The following is a 20,466-nucleotide window of genomic DNA, read 5'->3' as shown; positions in this document are numbered from 1 at the left end:
GCCCAGCTGCTGCGGCCTTACCAGTCATAAGTCAGGCTCGAGACCATGGTCCGGCCTTCGCCGTAGTAGCAGTCCCAGATGCTGGTGCATTTGGCGACGTAGGTCTTGTCGGTGAGGTTCTTCACGTTCAGCGCCAGCTTCACGCCCTTGAGCTGCAACGGCGACTTTTCAAGGTCGTAGGTCAGGCCGGCGTCGTACACGGTGTAGGAAGGGATCTGGAAGGCGCCGTCGTAGTCGGTGCCGTAGCTGCCCTTGACGTAGCGGGCGCCGACGCCCGCTCCCAGGCCTGCCAGGGGGGTGTCGCCCAGGATGGTGTAGTTGAGCCACAACGCAGCAGTCAGGGGTGGCATGCCCGCCGGGTGGCGACCCTCGCGGCCATCGTTGTCCTTGGTGTACTTGATGTCGTTGCGCGATGCCGAGGCAATCACGTCCAGCGATTCGCTGAGGCTGGCCTTGGCTTCAAGCTCGATACCCCGGGAGCGCACCGCGCCGCTCTGGATACTGAACCCGGGGTTGGCCAGGTCGGTGGTCAGAATGTTCTCCTGGTCCAGCTGATAGGCCGATACCTGGACGAAGCTCTCCTGGCCCGGAGGCTGGAATTTCACCCCCACTTCGTACTGCTTGCCGGTGGAAGGTTCGAACGCGCTGCGCTGGAAGCTGGTGCCGCTCAACGGCAGGAAGGATTCCGAGTAGCTGACAAAGGGCGCCAGCCCGTTGTCGAACAGGTACACCAGCCCCCCGCGCCCGGTGAAGGACTGGTTCTTGACGTTGGTATGGGCCCCACCCAGCGGCGCCTTGTTGTCGGTTTCCGCCCAATCGTTGCGACCGCCCAGCACCAGCACCCACTTCTCGTACTTGATCTGGTCCTGCACGTAGAGGCCGGTCTGGATGATGGTGTTGTCCCACTGGTAAGCGTTGCCGAAATTCAGCGACTGGCCGTAGGTGGGGGTGAACATGTCGAGAATCGGCGGGTTGTAGTTGTACTTGCCGTGGTATTTCGAATTGAAGTGGTAGTAATCCAGTCCCACCAGCACCGTGTGGTTGAACGGCCCGGTGTCGAATTCGGCCTGGGCGATGTTATCCACGCCGAAGACCTTGTTGTGCTGCTTCCAGTCGACCCCGTAGCGGGTCATGTAGCGCTGGTCGTCGAGCCCGGTCTTGGGGTTGGTGACGAACTTGTAGCCGTGCAGCGGCGCACGGTAACGGTCGTCGACGTCGGCATAGCGGGCATTCTGCTTCAGGGTCCAGACATCGTTCAGGCGATGGGAGAACTCGTAGCCCACGACGAACTGGTCACGGTCGTAGGCATTGACCCCGGGCTCGCCGAGAAACAGGTCGCGGTCGATCTTGCCGTTGGGGTTGGCGAACACCGTGCCCACGCTGGGCAGGCCCTGGGCCTCGGGCACGTCGTTGTCCTTCTGGAACTGGGCAAACACCGTCAGTTGGGTGTCGTCATCCGGCCGCCAGGTCAGGCTCGGGGCAATGAACTGACGCTGGCGCTGCACGTAATCGATGGCGTCCTGGCTGTCGCTGGCCAGGCCGGTCAGGCGATATAGGAACTGCCCCTGCTCATCCAGCGGGCCGCCCAGGTCCAGGGCGATGCTCTTGTGGTCGTAGCTGCCGGCTTCCACTTTCAGCTGATGCACGGGGGTCTCGGTGGGCCGCTTGCTGACCATGTTGACGATCCCGCCCGGCTGGTTCTGCCCGTAGAGCACCGAGGCCGGGCCCTTGAGCACTTCGATGCGCTCCAGGGAATAGGGCTCGATCTGCAGGGCACCACCGGTACTGCCACCGCCATAGGGCAAGTGCAGGCCGTCGAGGTACAGCGGAGTCGGTGAAAAACCACGGGAGGTGGGTTCGTCGAAAATCTTCACCCGGTCGGAAAAGCCGCCGCCGGTCATGCCCGGGGTATAGAGCAGCGCCTCGGTCACGCTCTGGGCACCACGGGCGCTGATTTCCTTGGCGCCGATCACGTTGATGGTCTGCGGAATCTCCACCAGCGCCGAATCGGTCTTGCTGCCGGTGGCGCTGCGCTTGGCCACGATCCCCGGCACTGCGCCCCAGGCATTTTCATCCACTTGGGTGGCGCCGATGCGGGTTGGCCCCAGCTCCAGCGCAGCGCCCTGGGCCACTGGTTGCAGCCCCCAGCTGGCGCCACTCTGGGTGGCTTGCAGGCCGGTCCCCGCAAGGAGCTGGTGCAGCCCTTGCGCCACTTCGTAGCGGCCTTGCAGGCCCTGGCTGTGCTTGCCGGCCGTCATGCTCGCATCCACCGACAGGAGAATGCCCGCCGCACTGGCAAAGCGGTTCAGCACCTGGTCGAGGTTGCCGGGGGCGATCTGGTAGTCGCGGGCCTGGCTCTGGCTGCCCGGCTCGGCCTGGACAATGCCTGGCAGCACGGGTGCCACCGCCAGCAGCGCAACAAAGGCTCGGCGGCGCGCGGTAGCGCCCAGGGTCAAAATGGATGCAGCGGTCTGGTAAGGCATTCCTGAACTCCCCATGAGAATGCGTCTTGATCGGCTTTCATGGGGTATCCCGAACGGCGCGCCGGAACCGACAACCGCCTGACAAAATATTTTTGCATTCAGCCTCGCGGCTTGAGGGTTACCCAGTAGCGGGTCACCGCATGGGCCCGTACCGGTAGCGAGCGCTCCAGGGCGGCGAGCACCGCATCGCTGTCGGCCAGGGGAAAGACCCCGGTCAGCAGCAAGCCCGCCACCTGCTCATCGCAGCGCAGCACCCCTGGCCGATACCGTGACAGCTCAGCGACGAACTGCCCCAGGGGCTGGCGTTCGGCAATCAACCGGCCCTCGCTCCAGCTGCTGGCATTGACCTGGGCCACTTGCCGGGCCGACACCCGGCCGGCGTCGAACCACAGGCGTTCGCCGGCATTCAGTTGCAGGGCCTGTGCATGGCGGGGGCTGATCCGCAGCGCCCCTTCGTAAAGATCGACCCGGGTGCCGCCGTCCAATTCGCGCACGGCGAAACGTGTGCCCAGGGCCTGGATATCGCCGGCGGGGGTTTCCACGATCAGCGGCCGCGACGGGTCATGCCCGCTGGTCAGCAGGATCTCGCCCTGGATCAGGCGGATGCGCCGTTCGCTGGCGCTGAACAGCAGGTCGACGGCGCTGGCGCTGTTGAGGTCCAGGCGGCTGCCGTCGCTCAGGGTCAGGTGGCGTATTTCCCCGGTGGCGCTGCGCTGCCCGGCGAAGGCCGCTCGCCAGGGCTGGCTGTCCTGCACCAGGTAGCCGCTGCCACCGGCCACCAGCAGCAAGCCGAGCAGCTTCAGTGCGGCGCGGCGCTGCTGGTCCGGCGCCTTGGCCAACAGTACATGGGTGCTGTGTTCCGGCACGCCTTGCAGGGTCTGCTGCAGTTGCTGCAGGCGTTGCCAGGCTCGCTGGTGCTCGGGATCGGCCTGCTGCCAGGCGTCGAAGGCGCTGCGCTGCTGCGCGCTCAATTCGCCGCCCCAATGCAGCATCAGCCACTTGCTGGCCTGCTCGACAACGCTGGGGGCAATGGGTGCCTGACGAGGTTTCATTCTGCGTAGAGCACCTGGTAACAGGCCTGGATCGCACGGGTCATGTACTTCTGCACCGAGCTGACGGAAACCTCCAGGCGCTCGGCAATCTGCGCATAGCCCAGCCCCTCGAACTGCGACATGACAAAGGCCTGGCGCACTTTGTCCGGCATGCGGTCGAGCATGGCGTCGATCTGCATCAGGGTTTCGAGAATCAGCGCGCGGCTTTCCAGGGAGGGGGTCTGCGGCTCCGGCAAGTGGGCGATGCTTTCCAGGTAGGCGCGCTCGATGCGCGCGCGCCGCCATTGGTCGACCACCAGGTTGCGGGCGATCTGCGCCAGGTAGCTGCGGCTTTCCTGCTGCCCGGGAAAACGCCCCGAGAGCAAGAGGCGCAGGAAGGTGTCCTGCGCCACGTCCGCGGCATGCTCGCGATCGCCCAGGCGCTTGCGCAACCAGCCCTGCAACCAGCCGTGATGATCCTGATACAGACGATGGAGTTGAGCGTTGCCGTCAGTGGTGGCTTGCATGAATGAAACTGCGCACATGATTGAGAGCAATTATCATTACACTTTTTTCTCAATCCAGGCAAAACGCTTTTCAACCTGGCTGGCTGGCAGCCTGCAATGGGTAGACCGACTGCCAACCACCCCCCAGCGCCTTGTACAGGCCAACCATGGCCAGGGACACTCCGGCCGAGCTTTCCACCAACTGCTCCTGGGTTGCCAGCAAGGCCCCCTGCACCGTCAGCACGTTGACAAAATCCACCACCCCTTCGATGTACTGCTGCTGTGCCGTGCGCAGGGCGATCTGGTTCTGCCGCACCGCTTCGGCCAGGCTGTCGCGGCGCAACTGGCTGGCGTTGTAGCGGGTCAGTTGGTCGTCGATTTCGTGCCAGGCCCGCAGCACCGTCTGCTGGTAGGCCAGGGCTGCTTCCTGCTGCTGGGCCTCGCGCAACTGGAGCATGCCCCGCAGGCGGCCGCCATCGAACAGCGGCAGGCTGAACTGCGGGCCGATGCCGAACTGCCGCGAACTCCAGGAACCGAAGTCCGCCAGTTGCAGGGCCTGGGAGCCGAAGTTGCCGGACAGGGTAATGCGCGGATAGAAATCGCCCTTGGCCACACCAATGCTGGCCGTGGCTGCATGCAGGCGCGCCTCGGCCTGGCGGATATCCGGACGCCGCTCGGCCAGTTGCGAAGGCAGGCCGATAGCCACCTGGGATGGCGGTTGCGGCACTGGCGCATCGCTGGCCAGTTCCTGGTGCAAGGCCTGGGGTGGCTCCCCCAGCAGCAGGCTCAGGGCATTGATCAACTGCGCCTGGCGCTGTTGCAGCTCCGGCAGTTGCGCCTCGATGGTGGCGACCTGGGCGGCGGCTTCGGCCACGTCCAGGTCGGTGGCCACGCCGTCGGCCAGGCGCAGTTGCGAGAGCTTCAGGCTGTGCCGGGCGACCTCGAGGTTCTGCTCGGTGACCGCCCGGGTGCTCTGCACGCCGCGCAGTTGGATGTAGTCCTGGGCGGTTTCCGCCAGCACCGACAGCAGCACCCCGCGCCGGTCGTTCTCCGCCACTTCCAGGGTCGCGTCGGCGGCCTCGGTTTCGCGCCGCACCCGGCCCCAGAAATCCAGCTCCCAGGAGGCGGAGAAGCCCGCTTCCCAGAGATTGAAGGCCGATTTTCCGTTGTTCCCCGAAGGGTCGTTCAGGCCCTCGGCACTGTTGCGCTTGCGCCCGTAGCCGCCATTGGCCGAGGTGCTCGGATAGCGTTCGGCAGTAATGACCTGGCGCGCCGCCCGGCTCTGCTGCAAACGGCTGGTGGCCAGTTGCAGGTCGAGGTTATCGCTCAGGACGCGATGGCTCAGGGCCGACAGTTGCGGGTCGTTGAACACCTCCCACCAGCGCTCCTGCATGGCACTGTCCACCGCCTGGCTGGCAGCGGCCTGGGCCGGGGCGGACCAGGCCTGGACCTGGGTCGCCTGGGGCCTTCGGAAATCCGGGCCGACATTGCACGCGGCCAGGGACAGCAGGCTCAGCGCCAGCAGAGTGCGGAGCCCGTGGGAGCGTCTGTGACGGCTGCGTTCGCGGCTCATCGCTGGGTCACCTCGCGGGCGCTGGTGGCAGAGCTGTGGGTGTCCACGCTGGCTTCCACCGACATGCCCACCCGCAACCGCTCGGCCAACGGCTGGTTGGGTTCCAGAAGGATCTTCACCGGAATGCGCTGCACCACCTTGGTGAAGTTGCCGGTGGCGTTATCCGGCTTCACCGCGGCGAAGGTCACACCGGTGGCCGGGGCCAGGCTTTCCACCCGACCATGCAGGGTCTCGCCGCCCAGGCTGTCGACCCGCACCTCCACCACCTGCCCGGCATGCATGGCCGTCAGCTGGGTTTCCTGGAAGTTGGCCAGTACATAGGCCTGCTGCAGCGGCACCACGGCAAGGATCTTGCTGCCCGGGGTTACATAGGCACCGACCCGCACCGCGCGCTCGCCGACCATGCCGTCCACCGGCGCCACGATGCGCGTGTAGGACAACTCGTAGCTGGCCATTTCCAGGGCCGCCTGGGCACGTTTCAAGCCACCTTCCGCGGCGTCGCGCTGAGCGGTGAGGATCTCCACCTGCTTGCGCTCCGCCGCCAGGGCTGCGGTGGCGGTGGCCAGCCGGGCGCTGGCCTGGTCGATGCGGGTCCGGGCCTGCTGGGCGTTCTGCACCGTGCCGGCGCCGACCCCGGCCAGGTGGTTGTAGCGGTTCAGTTCATGCTCGGCAAAGGCTCGCTCGGCCTGGGCCGCGCTCAAGGCAGCCTGGGCCTGGGCGATCACCGAACTCTGCCGGTCCAGGGTCGCCCGGGCGTTCTGCAACTGCGCCTTGGCCACCAGGGTCTCGGCATCCGCCGCCTGGGCCGCGGCCCGCAGGTCACGGTCGTCGATCAGCGCCAGCAGTTGCCCGGCCTTGACCTGCTGGTTGTCCTCCACCAGCACTTCCTTGATGAACCCCGCCACGCGCGGGGCCACCAGGGTGTAGTCGGCGGCGATGAAGGCGTCGTTGGTGGTCTGCTCGCCGGCGCGGCCGAACAGCCCCGGCAGCGCCAGGTAGGCCAACACGCCAAGGGCCGCCACTGCCGCTACCGCAATGGCGATTTTGTGTTTGTTCTGGGTCGTCATGACAAAGGTCTCGTTCAAGTCGGCGCCCGCGGTGGGTAGATCCGCGTCGGCAGCCAGAAAATCAGCAGGATCAGCACAGCGGCCAGCCCTGCCATGCAGTAGTAGAGGTCGGCGGAGGTCAGCACCACGGCCTGCTGGTGCAGGCGCCGGGCCAGGCCGGCGACGCCGTCGTCCACCAGAGGCGAGTTGCCCAGGCTGTCCACCAGCATGGTCGAATGAAAATGCAGGCGGCGGGTGGTCAGCACATCCAGCACACCGGTGGCAATCACCGCCGCCAGGCCTTTCACGGTGTTGAACCACGCCGAGGCAAAAGGCCCTTCCATCGGGGTGATACTGCCGGTGGAAAGCATCAGCAATGGCAGCACTGCCATGGGCTGGCCGAAGATCTGCAGCAGTTGCAGCACGTAGAAGTCGTCACGGATCCAGGCCGAGGTCAGGTGCGTACCGCCCAGACAGGACAGCACGAGCATGCCCAGGCCGATCCCCAGCACCCAGCGGCAATCGACCCAGCGCAGGTTGCACAGTGCTGCCACCAGGGGCAGCGCAAGCAGTTGCGGCAGGGCCATCACCAGCATCACCGGCGCGGTCTGCAACGGCCGGTAGCCCTGGACCTGAGCCAGATAGGCGGACGGGATGATGATCACCGCCGTCAGTACCACCAGCACCCCGGCCAGGGTCAGCAGGGCGAAGGACAGGTTGCGGATGCCGAGCATCTGCAGCTTGAAGAACGGAATCGGCTGCGACCACTCGTTGATCATGAACAGCACCAGCAGCACCAGGCCGCCGGCCAGCAGCACACAGATCAGCGGCGACTCGAACCAGTCCAGGCGGTTGCCCTGCAGGATACCGATCACCAGCATGCAGATCGCCGGAAAGCCCAGCAGCAGGCCGCGCCAGTTGAACTGCTTGAAACGCTCCAGGCGCAGCGGGTCCTGGGGCAGGCCGTAGGCCACCGCCGCCATCGCCAGCAGGCAAGGCAGCACCACCTGCCAGAACGCCCATTGCCAGCCCACGTACTCGGTCCAGAGTGCCGCCAGGGGCGTGCCCAGGCTGGGGCCGAAGGTGGCGGTCAGGGCATAGCCGGCCAGGCCGTAGAGCTTGACGTTGGCCGGCAGGAAACGCAGGGCCACGGTCATCAGCATCGGCGGCAGCGCGCCGCCGGCCAGGCCTTGCAGGGTGCGCAACAGCAACAGGCTTTCGTAGTTCGGGGCGAAGGGGCACAGCACCCCCAGCAGGGTGAACAGGCCAATGGCACACAGGGTGAAGCGCCGCAGGGAAAAGGTCACCGAACACCAGGGCGCGAAGGCCATGGCCGCCACCGAGGTGGCGGTGTAGCAGGCCACCAGCCAGGTGCCTTCGTCGTAGCCGATGAACAGCGCACCACGAATGTCCGCCAGGGCGATCTTGGTCACCATCTCGTTGAGGCCCGAGACCAGCACCGCCAGCAGCACGCCCACCAGGCCGATGATGATCCGCGGCCCGAACACCGGCGGTGCAATGGCTGCCGGCTTGCTGGCGGCTTCAACCGAAGCAGGCGCAGCGACAGCGAGGGAACTCATGGAAATACTGCTCCAGACAAGAAAACCAGAGCAGTTTATGAACAGCCGATGCTGACGAAAACTGACTTATCGACAGTTTATAAGTGCGTCAGACGCAATGATTCACCCTGTTGACCGTAGGAGCTGGCTTGCCAGCGAAGGGGCCCTCAAGACCGCTTGCGCCGGCAAGCCGGCTCCTACGAGGAGGTCGGCTGGGCTTCTTGCCAGGTGGCCTGGCAGGAGGTGCGCAGGGTTTCGCGAAACCACTTGTGCGCCGGGTCCTTGTCGTAGCGCGGATGCCAGGCCTGGGTCAGGACCAGGGTCGGCAGGGAAATCGGCAGCACGAACGAACGCAAGCGCAGGCCCAGGCGCGAGACGCTGAGCAGGGTTTCCTGGGGCACCGGCAAAATCAGGTCCGAATCCGGCAGCATAAACATGGCGGCGTGGAAGCTCGGGGCAATCAGCGGCACCCGGCGCTCCAGGCCCTGCTCGGCCAGGGCCGCATCGATAGGTCCACGGGCTATGCCCCGGCGAGACATGCTGATGTGGGGAAACGCGGCAAAACGCTCGGCGGTGATGTCTTCGTCCAACAGCGGGTGGCCTTCGCGCACCAGGCCGACAAAGGCGGTGGTGAACAGGTTCTGCACCTTGACTTCCGGGGTCAGGGGCCGGGTGTTGCTAATCCGCAGGTCGATCCTTCCCTCCCGCAGGGCCTCGTCATCGCCATCGCCTTCGGGCACGAAGCGCAGCTCGCACAAGGGCGCCTGACGCTCCAGGGTATCGATGAGGCGACCGCCATACACACCGACGAAAAAATCGTTGGCGCGCACGTTGAAGCGCCGCTGCAGGGAACCCAGGTCGACCTTGTCCGCCGAGCGGAACACCAGCGCCGCCTGCTCCACTACATCGCGCACCTGGCTGCGCAGTTCCAGGGCCTTGGGGGTGGGCACCAGGCCGCGTCCGGCACGTACCAGCACTGGGTCGCCGAGGGCGTCGCGGATCCGCGTCAGGGTCCGGCTCATGGCCGCCGGGCTGAGGTTCATGCGCCGCGCCGCGCCCACCACGCTGCCCTCGTCGAGCAGGGCGTCGAGGGCCACCAGAAGGTTCATGTCCGGAAGTTGCATGCTGAGCACTCGTGACTGGTCAGGGATGATCCAGGCGCAATGCTAGCAGGCTTGGCGCCGAGGAAAATGAGGGAGATCAATCCTTACCCGTGAACCCACTAGCCGCGTAGGAGCCGGCTTGCCGGCGAATGAGCCCTCGAACCTTGCATAGCCCTTGAGGACGCTTTCGCTGGCAGGCCAGCTCCTACGGTCGGGGGGCTGGCGGACGAGGTAGCTCAGCGCTGCATGCCCCAGCGTTTTACCGTGATCCGCTCCAGGGTGTCGAAGATCAGGTTTTCCACCAGCAGGCCGATGAGGATCACCACTGCCAGCCCGGCAAACACCTTGTCGGTGTACAACTCATTGCGGTTCTGGAAGATGTACCAGCCCAGGCCACCCTTGCCGCTGGTGGCGCCGAACACCAGCTCGGCAGCGATCAGGGTGCGCCAGGCGAAAGCCCAGCCGATCTTCAACCCGGCGAGAATCGACGGCAGCGCCGCCGGGATCAGGATGAACAGCACCAGGCGCAGGCCCTTGAGGCCGTAGTTGCGCCCGGCCATGCGCAGGGTTTCGGAAACCCCGAGAAACCCGGCATAGGTGTTCAAGGCCAAAGCCCAGAGCACCGAATGCACCAGCACGAAGATCAGGCTGTTCTGCCCCAGGCCGAACCACAGCAGCGCCAGGGGCAGCAGGGCAATGGCCGGCAGCGGATTGAACATCGAGGTCAGGGTGCTCAGCAGGTCACGGCCAAGCCGGGTCGAGACCGCCAGGGTGGTCAAGGCAAACGCCAGGACGATGCCGATCAGGTAGCCCTTGAGCAGCACCACCAGGGAAATGCCCACCTTGCCCAGCAATTCGCCGCTGAGCAGGCCCTGGTAAAGAGCGCTGGCAGTTTGCAGAAAACTCGGTAGCAGCAGGTCGTTGTTCTGGTAACGGGCCACGGCTTCCCAGAGCAGCGCCAGCAGGACCAGGATCAGGCTCTTGCGCAACCAGCCTTGTTGCCAGAGGCGCTGCCCCAGGGGCAGCTCGCGCTCCAGGGGCACTTGCAGCAAGGGCTGCAGGACAACTTCGTATTCCTCGCGCGCAGGGGATGAGTGGCTCATCGGGCATTCCTCGTTCAACGGTGGCCTGACGGCTCAATAAGCGATACGGATATCGGCGAAATCCAGCTCGGTTTCAGTTTCCGGCGATTGGCCTTCATCGAACAGCAAGCGGTGGATGCGCCGCGCGGTCTGCTGAAAAGCCACGCCACCGAGGCTCTGCAGGTCGTACTGGTGGCTGTGGACTTCCGCCCGCACGCGCCCCGGATGAGGCGACAACAGGAGGATGCGATTGCCCACCACCAGCGCTTCCTCGATGGAGTGAGTGACGAACAGCAAGGTGAAGCGCACCTCCTCCCAGAGCCGCAGCAACTCCTCCTGCATCTTGCGCCGGGTCAGGGCGTCGAGGGCGGCGAAAGGTTCGTCCATCAGCAGGATCTTCGGCTGCATGGCCAGGGCGCGAGCGATCGCCACCCGGGCCTTCATGCCACCGGACAGGGTATGCGGATAGGCATCGGCGAAAGCCGCCAGGCCGACTTTCTCCAGGTATTCCAGGGCGCGCTCTTCGGCCTCGCGGCGGCCGAGGGTCTTCGACGCCAGCAGGGGAAACATCACGTTCTGCTTCACGGTTTTCCAGGGGGGCAACTGGTCGAACTCCTGGAACACCACGATACGATCCGGCCCGGGCTGGCTGACGCGCTGGCCTTGCAGGCGAATCTCGCCCTCACAGGGCTGGATGAACCCGGCCACGGCCTTGAGCAGGGTCGACTTGCCGCAGCCTGAAGGCCCCAGCAGGACAAAGCGGTCGGCCGGATCAACCTCGAAACTCACCTGGTGGGTGGCCCGCACCACCCGCTGCGGGGTGCGGTATTCCAGGCTGACTTGTTCCACCGCCAACAGCGCCTGGGCGATGGCAGCGCGATTGCTGGCCGTGTGGCCTGGCAAGAGGGCATTCATGGCGATCAGCTCCCCTGCAACGGTTTGGCATCCTGGAAGAAGTAGTCCTTCCACGACTCGGGCTTGTTCTTGATCGCACCGACCCGGTAGAGGAATTCCGCCAGTGGGTAGGTGTTTTTTGGTGTCACGCTGAACTCGAACTGCGGGTTGTCGATGATCTTCAGCAAAGCGGCGCGGTCGATCTTGGCCTTGGTCACGCGCAGGTAGGTATCGGCGGCTGCGCCCTTGTCGTGCTGGGCGAACTCGGCCGCTTCGGCCAGCGCTTCGACGAAGGCCTTGTAGGTCTTGGGGTTGTCGTTGCGGAATTTCTCGGTGGCGAACAGCACCGTCGGTGAGTTGGGCCCCAGCAGGTCGTAGGTATTGAGCACCACGTGCACATTGGGGTTCTCCAGGGCCTGGTCCTGGAATGGCGGGTTGGAGAAGTGCCCGGTCAGCTCGGTGCCGCCGGCAATCAGCGCGGCGGTGGCGTCCGGGTGGGGAACGGCGATGGTGTACTTGTCCAGGCGATTGAATTCCTTGTCGCCCCATTGCTTGGCGGCGGCGTATTGCAGGAAGCGCGACTGCACCGAGACCCCCACCGCCGGTACCGCAATGCGGTCCTTTTCGGTGAAGTCGGCGATGGTCTTGACCTTGGGATTGTTGCTCACCAGGTAGTAGGGAAAGTTACCCAGAGAGGCTACGGCCTTGACGTTTTGCCGGCCGTGGGTGCGATCCCAGATGGTCAGCAGCGGCCCGACGCCGGCCCCGGCAATGTCGATGGAGCCCGACAGCAGCGCGTCGTTGACCGCCGCGCCGCCGGACAGCTGGGTCCAGTCGACCTTGATGTCGATGCCCTGCTCCTTGCCGTGCTTTTCGATCAGGTTCTGGTCGCGCACCACATTGAGCAGCAGGTAGACGATACCGAACTGTTCAGCGATGCGGATCTCGCCTTCGGCCTGGGCCGGCGCAGGCGCAACCAGGCTGCCGGCCAGCAGGCTGAAACCCAGGCCGATGGCCGTGGCCAGTCTGCCGAGGCGGGGAATGAAGGGAATGGATAAGGACATGCTGGTTCTCCTGCCGTGCCTGGCTGATCAGTAAGGGGCGTCGCCCTGGATGGTGGTGCGATACAGCTTGCGGCGCAGATGGCTCGGGCAACCGGCGGCCAGGTGGATCAGCGAGCGGTTGTCCCAGAACACCAGGTCGTGGGGCTGCCATTGATGGCGGTAGATGTTGTCCGGCAGCACGCTGTGGGCATACAGCTCGGCCAGCAACTGGGCGCTTTCGTCTTCCGGCAGGCCAACGATGCGGGTGGTGAAGCCCTCGCTGACGAACAACGCCTTGCGGCCGTTTTCCGGGTGAGTGCGCACGACTGGGTGCACCACCTCGGCGACCTGGGCCAGTTGCTCCGGGGTCAGGGTCGGGCGCCAGTTGCCCTCGAACTTGGTCTCGCTGTAGCGCGCCGTATAGGAGTGGGCGGCGCTGCGCCCCTCGACCGCCTTGCGCAGCGCCTCGGGCAAGTTGTCCCAGGCCTGGTGCATGTTGGCGAACAGGGTGTCGCCCCCTTCGGCTGGCAGTTCCTGGGCGTGCAGCATCGAGCCCAGGCTCGGCAGTTCCTTGTAGGAGAGGTCCGAGTGCCAGAACTTGCCGGCGTCCCCCAGGCCGATGGACTGGCCGTTCTCGATGATGTTGGAAACGATGAGGATTTCCGGGTGCCCGGCCAGCAGGAACTGCTTGAGCACATGAATCTGCAACACACCGAAGCGACGGCTGAAGGCAATCTGCTGTTCGGGGCTGATGCGCTGGTCGCGGAACACCACTACGTGATGGTCCAGGTGGGCGCGGTGGATGCGGGCGAAGTCCTGGTCGTTGACTGGCCGGGACAGGTCGAGGCCGACGATCTCGGCGCCTACAGCCCCATTCAAGGGCCGGATTTCGAAAGCTTGTGCGGCAATGGAGGCGGCACTGGCTGATGCAGACATGACTGAAACTCCCGCGCAGGCGCGCCCAGGGCGCGCGCGTCGATCAGAAACTCACGGAGATCCCGTGTGGGTTCATTTCGTGCGGCGCGCCGATTGGTCGGCAGGTACGCAGGGAGTCAACTTTATAGATATAAGAAAACGAATTTAAATACCGTTAGTGAATAACGATATGTTGATTCAACCGATGGACCGCTTGGGGACGGCACGCCGACGAAGGCGCTCTCAAGGCCCCTTCGCTGGCAAGCCAGCTCCTACAAGGCTGGCAGGTGGTTTCTTACATGGATCAGCGTTCGTGCAGGGCTTCGGCGCGGGCGCGGATGATCGGCTTGAGCAGGTAGCTGAGGATGCTTTTCTTGCCGGTGATGATGTCCACCGAGGCCACCATCCCGGGGATGATCAGCAGCGGCTTTTCATCGGTGCCCAAGTGGCTGCGGTCGGTGCGCAGCTTGATCATGTAGTAGGTGGTCTTCTTGTCTTCATCGGTGATGGTATCGGCGCCGATCTGTTCCAGGCGGGCCTTGAGGCCACCGTAGATGGTGTAGTCATAGGCGCTGAACTTGACCACCGCTTCCTGCCCCGGGTGCAGGAAGGCGATGTCCTGGGGACGGATCTTGGCTTCCACCAGCAGGGTGTCGTCCAGGGGGACGATTTCCACCATGTCGCTGCCCGGCTGGATCACCCCGCCGATGGTGTTGACCATCAGCTGCTTGACGATACCGCGTACCGGCGAGGTCACCAGGGTGCGGCTGACCCGGTCTTCCAGGGCCTTGCCGGTGGCGCTGGCCTTGTTCAGTTCGGTGCGCGCTTCGTTGAGCTGGGTCAGGGCCTCGCTGCGGAACTTGCCGCGGGTTTCATCGATCTTGCGCTGCACTTCCTTGATCGCCGATTCGGCGCGAGGGATCGCCAGGGTGGTGGCGTCCAGCTGGCCACGGGTTTCCACCTCGGCACGCTTGAGCCGCAGCACTTCCACCGGCGACACCGCGCCCTGGGCCACCAGCGGCTCGGACATGGCGATTTCCTGGCGCTGCAGGCCCAGTTGCTGGCGGTATTGCGCCTGCTTGGAGGTGAACTCGCGCAGTTCCTGCTGCTTCTGGATCAGCTGTTCCTGGAGGCCACCGATCTCGTCATGCAGTTGCTGGCGACGGCTCTGGTACAGGGATTTCTCACTGGCCGCCTGGCCCGGCGCTTCCTTGACCGCCTCAGCGGGGAAATTCAGCTCGCGTTCATCCACCTCGGCGCTCAGGCGCTCGACCCGCAGCAGCATGGACAGGCGCACGGTCTCGGTCTCGCCGACGTTGGACTGGAAGCGCGTGTCGTCGAGGCGAATCAGCGGCGCGCCGGCTTCGACTATCTGGCCTTCCTTGACGTACAGCTCGGAGACGATGCCGCCTTCCAGGTTCTGGATCTTCTGCAGCTTGGAGGAAGGAATCGCCTTGCCCTCGCCCTTGGTTACCTCGTCGATCACCGCGAAGTTGGCCCACAGCACCAGGAACAGGAAGAACGCGATGATGCCCCAGATGGTCAGGCGGATAACCCGCGGCGCATCTTCGATCAGTGCCTTGTTGACCTCGGGCAGCGGCTGCCCCTGGAGCGAATCGGTGCCTTTGAAATAGCGACGGATCGAGTCCTTGAATCCCGACTTAAGCAACACTGATCTGCCCCTTCTTCAACGCTTCCATCACCACCGCTTTCGGGCCATCGGCCAGGATTTGTCCACGGTCCACCACCAACAGCCGATCCACCAGCGACAGCAACGACGCCCGGTGGGTGACCAGTACCACGGTCTTGCTCTGCACCACCGCCTCCAGGCGCTGTTTCAAGCGCTCTTCGCCGGTGTTGTCCATGGCGCTGGTGGGCTCGTCGAGCAGCAGGATCTGTGGGTTGAGCAACAGCGCGCGAGCCAGGGCGACGTTCTGCCGCTGGCCACCGGAAAGGTTCTGCCCGCGCTCGCCCACCTGCAATTCATAGCCCTGTGGGTGCAGCCTGGCGAACTCATGGACCCCCGCCAGTTCCGCGGCCTGCAGCACCAGTTCGTCCTCGACGTAGCGGGCACCGGAAGTCAGGTTGTCACGCAGGGTCCCGGCCAGCAGCTGGATGTCCTGGGGCACGTAGCCGATGTTGTGACGCAGTTCGCTGACGTCGATCTGGCGGATGTCCACACCGTCTACCAGCAGGGCCCCGGAATCCGGCTGGTAGAGCCCCACCAGCAGCTTGGCCAGGGAGCTCTTGCCGGAGCCGCTGCGGCCGATGATGCCGACCTTTTCCCCCGGCTTGATCATCAGGTTGATGTTCTTCAGCGCCGGGTTCTGCTGCCCCGGGTAGGTAAAACTCAGTTGCCGACACTCGATGGCACCCTGCAGCACGCTGCGGCTCAGGGGGCGCTCGTCGAAATTGCGCTCCTGGGGCAGCTCCATCATCTGGTCCACGGAGGTCATGGTGACCCGCGCCTGCTGGTAGCGGGTCAGCAGCCCGGACAGCGAAGCCAGCGGGCTCAGGGCCCGACCGCTGAGCATGTAGCAGGCGATCAGGCCGCCCATGCTGAGGTTGCCGTCGATGATCTGGTACACGCCGAAGATGATCATGATCACCCCGGCCAGTTGCTGGATCAGCAAGGTGATGTTCATTGCCAGGCTGGACAGCATCTTCACCCGCAGCTCAAGCCGGCTGAGGGTGCCGATGGTCTGCTCCCACTGGTACTGGCGCTCGCTCTCGGCGTTGTTGACCTTGACCGCGTCCAGGCCGGCCAGGGTCTCGATCAGGCTCGACTGGCGCTCAGCCCCCAGGGCCATGGTCTTTTCCATGGTCGCCACCAGCGGCTTCTGCAGGGCATAGCCGATGCACAGGGCAATCGGGAAGGCCAGCACCGGAATCCACACCAGATGCCCGCCAAGGATGGCGATCACCAGGAAGATCAGCAGGGTGAACGGCAGGTCGATCAGGCTGGTGAGGGTCAGGGATGCGAGGAAGTCCCGCAGGCTCTGAAACTCATGGATGTTCTGGGCGAAGCTGCCGACCCGTGCCGGGCGGTACTTCATGGCCATGCCGACGATGCGCTCGAACAGCGTGGCGGAAATGATCAGGTCGGTCTTCTTTCCCGCCAGGTCCAGGCACAGGCTGCGCAGGCCCTTGAGGATCAGGTCGAAGATGTAGGCGCCGATGATGCCGATGGACAGCACCCACAGGGTCGAGGTGGCCTGGTTCGGCACCACCCGGTCATAGACGTTCATCACGAACAATGGCGCGGCCATGGCGATGATGTTGATCAGCAGGCTCGCGGCAATGGCGTCGGCATACAGCCAGCGCGAGCGCTTGAGGGTGTCGCGGAACCAGGAACGGGCGCGAGGGATCAGCGACCCGTGGTTGACGTCGAACTTGTGCTGGGGCTGGGCGAAGAACACCTGGCCGCTGTAATCGTCGGCCAGCAACTGGCGGTCGACACAGACTTCGCCGCCATCGCTTTCGCTGAGCAGCAGCCGCGCCTGGTCTTCACCCTGCCAGCCCAGCAGCACCGCGCTGCGACCGTCCTTGAGCAGCAACAGGGCGGGCATGGCGATGGCTGGAATCTGTTCGAGCTTGCGCCGCAGCACCCGGCCCTGCAGCCCGGCCCGGGCCGCGGCCCGAGGCAGCAGCTCGGCGCTCAGGCGCTGGGATGGCAAGGGCAGGCCGGTGGTCAGCATCGCCGCACTGGCGGGCTTCTGGTGCAGGAAGCAGAGGGTCAGCAAACCATCCAGAAGGGGATCGTCATGCATGCCGCGTGGATCATGACTGAGTTGCACACTGACTTCTGATTCCACGCTCGACACTCTTGACTGGCTGGTTGGATGAAATTAGCTCAATTCATCCCGGGCAGCTGGACCTTGGGCTTCACATCGCTTTGCACGACGGAGGCCATAGGTGCCACCACTCCCTGGCTTTTGAGCAACTCGCCCATGGTCGCCTTGATTCGATATTGAGTAAATAACTGAATGTTCTGGATCTCGGCCAGGCGCCGGGAGGCGGTGAACAACTCGTTTTCACTGTCGAGCAAGTCCAGCAGGGTACGTTCACCCAGGCTGAACTGCTTCTGGTAGGCGGTCCGCACGCTGGTGCTGTGATCCACGTATTGCTGGGCGATCGGCACCTGGGCGTTGGCGTTGTTCAAGGCGTTCCAGGCCAGGCCCAGTTCCTCGTTCAGCACCCGCAGGGCGTTGTTGCGGATATCCAGCGCCTGGTTGGACTGGTAGGCCTTGGACTCCAGGTCGGCCTTGTTGCTGCCGCCGGCGAACAGGTTGAAGCGCATGCGCAACATGGCCTGCCATTCATTGTTGTGGCCGTTCTGGCCGTCCAGGTCGTTGTCGGCAGTACGCCCCAGCTCCGCGTCGAAGCGCGGATAGAACGCCGACTTGGCGGCATCGTACTGCTTCTCGGCAGCGACGATATCGGACTCGGCGGAACGCAGGATCGGGCTGTTTTCCAGCATCTGGTGCCGGGCCTCGTCGAGGTTGGCCGGCAACATCGCCATAAAACTGGCAGGGCGTTCCAGCTGGTCCGGCATTTCTCCGACGGCACTCAGGTAGTTGGTCTGGGCGTCGGCGAGGTTGGTCTGCTCGGTGATCAGGTTGTTGCGGGCCTGGGCCATCCGCGCTTCAGCCTGGTCAAGGTCGGCGCCGCTACCCACGCCACGCTGGGTGCGCAGCTTGATCTGGTCGTAGATACGCTCGTGATTGCGCAGGTTGTCTTCCGCCAGTTGCACGAATTGACGGCGGGTCAGCACATCCAGATAGACCTGGGCCACGGTCAGGGCCGTGCGCTCGGAGGTGCCCAGCAGGGAGTAGGCGCGGGAGTTGACGGTGGCTTGTTGACGCCCGACTTCGCTGGACGTGGCAAAACCGTCAAAAACCATCTGTTGCAGACGCAAACTTGACTCGCCGCGGTTCAAGGTTTCCCAGTGATTGCTGCCTGTACCCGCACGGGTCGTAGGGTTATCCGTCCCTTCACGACCATAGCCAGCTAACATGTCCACTCGTGGCAGATAGCCACCTTTGGCGGCTTTCAGCTGGTAGTCAGCAGCCAGACGGCTGTTCACGCCGGCTTGGATTTCCGGGTGCACATCCAGTGCTTTCTGCATGGCTTCAGGAAGGGTTTGAGCCTGCACAAAGCTGGCGGCTAAGGCAAAGGGCAGGGCCTTGAACAGATGAAAACGCATGGTAAGAATTTCCCTCGGACAGCGTGTCCAGAATCACGTCAGAACGTGGCACCACATCGATTTATTACAACCAAAACAACCGTCCGTCGGAAAGTTCAAACTAAGAACTGGTTCACATACTTCAAGTCAGGTTACCGCGTGAATATCAATGTGACATTAATTCGGCGATTGTTTAGGATGGCGTCCATAAGGTCAATAGTTTGGCATAAAGTTAACACCCAAAAAATATAGCCAAACTTTTGACGGTAGATCTGTCAATTACCCGTTCCCAATTACACACCTAGTACGTCCTGACTGAGTTGCGGCCCGCGCCCAAGCCGGTACATGGAAGTCGACTGAGCGGTACACCGGAGAGTCCCCAATGAGCAGTGTTGTTGCCATCGTCAAAAGCATTGTCGGCCAAGTTTTCGTGGTTTCCCCGGAAGGGATCCGACGCGTACTCATTGAAGGGGACCGCCTGTTCGTGGGTGACCAGGTAGACACCGGCCCGGCCGGGGCCGTCACCCTGGAGTTGACCGACGGGCGCACTCTGGACCTGGGGCGTGACACCCAGTGGAGCGGTGCCGCACCGGACTCCAGCACGGACCTGGCACAGGCCACCGCTCAGGCCGCCCCTTCGGTGGCAGAACTGCAGCAGGCCATCGCCGCCGGCGCCGACCCGACCACCGACCTGGAAGCCACCGCCGCCGGCCCGACCGCCGCGGGGAATGGCGGCGCGGCCGGTGGTGGCCACAGTTTTGTGCAGTTGGAAGAGACTGCGGGCCGGGTCGACCCGACCATCGGTTTCCCCACCGCTGGCCTGGGGCTGGCCAATTCGACCCAGGACAACACCTTTGGCGGCCTGACCAACAATGGCGGCCTGGGCAATGGCAACGGCAATGGCAGCGGGAGTGACTCCCTGCGCCCGGCCACCCTGACCCTGGGCGCCACCCCAACCATTACCGAAGCCGGTGGCACCCTGGTGTACACCGCGACCCTGACCCAGGCGCCACTTACCGACCTGACTGTGACCCTGTCCAATGGCGCGGTCATCGTCATCAGCGCCGGCCAGACCACTGGCAGCGTGCAGGTGCCCCTGGCGCCCCAGGACAACGTCTATATCGACCCGGGCCAGATCAGCGTCAGCGTGACCGGCACCACCGGCGGTGGCGGCCTGCTGGTAACGGTCAACCCGACCCCGGCGGTCACCCAGGTCACCGACACCATCGACACCACCACCGTCAGCCTGACCGCTGATGCCAGCGTTACCGAGGGCGGGCAGATCACCTACACCGCCACCCTCACCAACCCGGCACAGACTCCGGTGACCATCACCCTGTCCAACGGCTCGGTGATCACTATCGAAGCGGGCAAGTCCAGTGGCTCGATCGACGTCCCGGCGCCAGCCAATGACGTCTACAAGAACGGCGACACCATCGAAGTCGGTATCACCAAGGCTGAAGGCGGCAACTTCGAGAACCTGCAACCCAGCCCAGACAAAGCGGTCACCACCGTGACCGACAGCATCGACGACACCGGCCTGAGCCTGTCGGCCACCGATACCGTGGCCGAGGGTGGCTCCATCGTCTACACCGCCACTCTGACCAACCCTGCTGGCACCCCGGTCACCGTGACCCTGAGCAACGGCGCGGTAATCACCATCGCTGCCGGTGCCACTTCCGGTACTGCCACCGTCGCCGCCCCTGCCGATGATGTCTATAAAGACGCGGGCAAGGTTGAAGTCACCATCACCAAGGCCGATGGCGGCAATTTCGAAAACCTGGTCACCGACCCGGCTCCGGCTGTGACCGATGTCACTGACACGATCGATACTTCGACCGTCAGCCTGACCGCAACACCAAGCGTCGCCGAGGGCGGCACCGTCGTTTACACCGCATCGGTGACTGCGCCAGTGACCGGTTCGCCGGTGGTCGTCACTCTGTCCAATGGCCAAACCATCACCATTCCAGTGGGCGAGTCGTCCGCCAGCGTCAACTTCACCGCGCCAAACGACGCTCTGGCTGGGGGCAGTTCGCTCAGCACGAC

The 20,466-nt window shown here is 64.3% G+C and carries 15 protein-coding genes; 1 reads left to right on the top strand and 14 read right to left on the bottom strand.

The features are described from left to right. Window positions 1-17 precede the first annotated feature (17 nt). The 14 genes from AC1RGE_RS25275 to AC1RGE_RS25210 form a co-directional block, all read right to left on the bottom strand. Window positions 18-2,483, bottom strand: coding sequence for a TonB-dependent siderophore receptor (locus AC1RGE_RS25275; RefSeq protein ID WP_492585204.1), 2,466 nt, complete (start codon window positions 2,481-2,483; stop codon window positions 18-20). A gap of 98 nt (window positions 2,484-2,581) precedes the next feature. Continuing rightward, entirely contained in the window at window positions 2,582-3,535 is a 954-nt protein-coding gene (locus tag AC1RGE_RS25270; protein WP_492585203.1) for a FecR domain-containing protein, read from the bottom strand. Next, entirely contained in the window at window positions 3,532-4,041 is a 510-nt protein-coding gene (locus AC1RGE_RS25265; RefSeq protein WP_011058526.1) for a sigma-70 family RNA polymerase sigma factor, read from the bottom strand. The genes AC1RGE_RS25270 and AC1RGE_RS25265 overlap by 4 nt, the downstream gene beginning before the upstream one ends. A gap of 70 nt (window positions 4,042-4,111) precedes the next feature. Further along, window positions 4,112-5,593: an efflux transporter outer membrane subunit gene (locus AC1RGE_RS25260; RefSeq protein WP_011058525.1), complete on the bottom strand. Its 1,482-nt coding sequence runs from the start codon at window positions 5,591-5,593 to the stop codon at window positions 4,112-4,114. Continuing rightward, entirely contained in the window at window positions 5,590-6,660 is a 1,071-nt protein-coding gene (locus AC1RGE_RS25255) for an HlyD family secretion protein (RefSeq protein WP_011058524.1), read from the bottom strand. The genes AC1RGE_RS25260 and AC1RGE_RS25255 overlap by 4 nt, the downstream gene beginning before the upstream one ends. Before the next feature lie 14 nt (window positions 6,661-6,674). After that, a complete protein-coding gene (locus AC1RGE_RS25250; protein ID WP_011058523.1) occupies window positions 6,675-8,219 on the bottom strand; it encodes an MFS transporter in 1,545 nt (514 codons plus the stop codon). 176 nt (window positions 8,220-8,395) lie between these two features. Beyond that, window positions 8,396-9,322 (bottom strand): LysR family transcriptional regulator, encoded by a 927-nt coding sequence (locus AC1RGE_RS25245; protein WP_011058522.1) that lies wholly within the window; start codon window positions 9,320-9,322, stop codon window positions 8,396-8,398. Between the two features lie 215 nt (window positions 9,323-9,537). Continuing rightward, window positions 9,538-10,404 carry an ABC transporter permease gene (locus AC1RGE_RS25240; protein WP_011058521.1) on the bottom strand — a complete coding sequence of 289 codons (867 nt, stop codon included), beginning with the start codon at window positions 10,402-10,404 and terminating at the stop codon, window positions 9,538-9,540. Between the two features lie 33 nt (window positions 10,405-10,437). Continuing rightward, a complete protein-coding gene (locus tag AC1RGE_RS25235; RefSeq protein ID WP_011058520.1) occupies window positions 10,438-11,298 on the bottom strand; it encodes an ABC transporter ATP-binding protein in 861 nt (286 codons plus the stop codon). 5 nt (window positions 11,299-11,303) lie between these two features. Further along, on the bottom strand, window positions 11,304-12,341 hold the full coding sequence (locus tag AC1RGE_RS25230; RefSeq protein ID WP_015633677.1) for an ABC transporter substrate-binding protein: 1,038 nt from the start codon (window positions 12,339-12,341) through the stop codon (window positions 11,304-11,306). A 27-nt stretch (window positions 12,342-12,368) separates the two neighbouring features. After that, window positions 12,369-13,256 (bottom strand): TauD/TfdA dioxygenase family protein, encoded by an 888-nt coding sequence (locus AC1RGE_RS25225; protein ID WP_011058518.1) that lies wholly within the window; start codon window positions 13,254-13,256, stop codon window positions 12,369-12,371. Window positions 13,257-13,539: 283 nt separating this feature from the next. Further along, window positions 13,540-14,907, bottom strand: a complete 1,368-nt coding sequence (locus tag AC1RGE_RS25220) for an HlyD family type I secretion periplasmic adaptor subunit (protein ID WP_011058517.1) — start codon at window positions 14,905-14,907, stop codon at window positions 13,540-13,542. Further along, on the bottom strand, window positions 14,897-17,050 hold the full coding sequence (locus AC1RGE_RS25215) for a type I secretion system permease/ATPase (RefSeq protein ID WP_011058516.1): 2,154 nt from the start codon (window positions 17,048-17,050) through the stop codon (window positions 14,897-14,899). The genes AC1RGE_RS25220 and AC1RGE_RS25215 overlap by 11 nt, the downstream gene beginning before the upstream one ends. Window positions 17,051-17,088: 38 nt before the next feature. Next, window positions 17,089-18,441, bottom strand: a complete 1,353-nt coding sequence (locus AC1RGE_RS25210) for a TolC family outer membrane protein (RefSeq protein ID WP_072453141.1) — start codon at window positions 18,439-18,441, stop codon at window positions 17,089-17,091. A gap of 361 nt (window positions 18,442-18,802) precedes the next feature. Between AC1RGE_RS25210 and AC1RGE_RS25205 the strand changes: the two genes are divergently transcribed. Then, a partial coding sequence (locus AC1RGE_RS25205) for a retention module-containing protein (RefSeq protein ID WP_492585201.1) occupies window positions 18,803-20,466 on the top strand: 1,664 nt, incomplete at its 3' end.

This window comes from Pseudomonas sp. GW823-FHT02C05, assembly GCF_058797595.1.
Note: the sequence above shows the minus strand (reverse complement) of the source record. Positions and strands in the feature narration are given on the sequence as shown.

Bases quoted from the DNA above. Each gene is read 5' to 3' on its own strand.
- AC1RGE_RS25270 (WP_492585203.1), bottom strand. From the start codon at position 3,535: ATGAAACCTCGTCAGGCACCCATTGCCCCCAGCGTTGTCGAGCAGGCC.
- AC1RGE_RS25225 (WP_011058518.1), bottom strand. From the start codon at position 13,256: ATGTCTGCATCAGCCAGTGCCGCCTCCATTGCCGCACAAGCTTTCGAA.
- AC1RGE_RS25260 (WP_011058525.1), bottom strand. From the start codon at position 5,593: ATGAGCCGCGAACGCAGCCGTCACAGACGCTCCCACGGGCTCCGCACT.
- AC1RGE_RS25210 (WP_072453141.1), bottom strand. From the start codon at position 18,441: ATGCGTTTTCATCTGTTCAAGGCCCTGCCCTTTGCCTTAGCCGCCAGC.
- AC1RGE_RS25275 (WP_492585204.1), bottom strand. From the start codon at position 2,483: ATGCCTTACCAGACCGCTGCATCCATTTTGACCCTGGGCGCTACCGCG.
- AC1RGE_RS25245 (WP_011058522.1), bottom strand. From the start codon at position 9,322: ATGCAACTTCCGGACATGAACCTTCTGGTGGCCCTCGACGCCCTGCTC.
- AC1RGE_RS25265 (WP_011058526.1), bottom strand. From the start codon at position 4,041: ATGCAAGCCACCACTGACGGCAACGCTCAACTCCATCGTCTGTATCAG.
- AC1RGE_RS25255 (WP_011058524.1), bottom strand. From the start codon at position 6,660: ATGACGACCCAGAACAAACACAAAATCGCCATTGCGGTAGCGGCAGTG.
- AC1RGE_RS25230 (WP_015633677.1), bottom strand. From the start codon at position 12,341: ATGTCCTTATCCATTCCCTTCATTCCCCGCCTCGGCAGACTGGCCACG.
- AC1RGE_RS25235 (WP_011058520.1), bottom strand. From the start codon at position 11,298: ATGAATGCCCTCTTGCCAGGCCACACGGCCAGCAATCGCGCTGCCATC.
- AC1RGE_RS25250 (WP_011058523.1), bottom strand. From the start codon at position 8,219: ATGAGTTCCCTCGCTGTCGCTGCGCCTGCTTCGGTTGAAGCCGCCAGC.
- AC1RGE_RS25240 (WP_011058521.1), bottom strand. From the start codon at position 10,404: ATGAGCCACTCATCCCCTGCGCGCGAGGAATACGAAGTTGTCCTGCAG.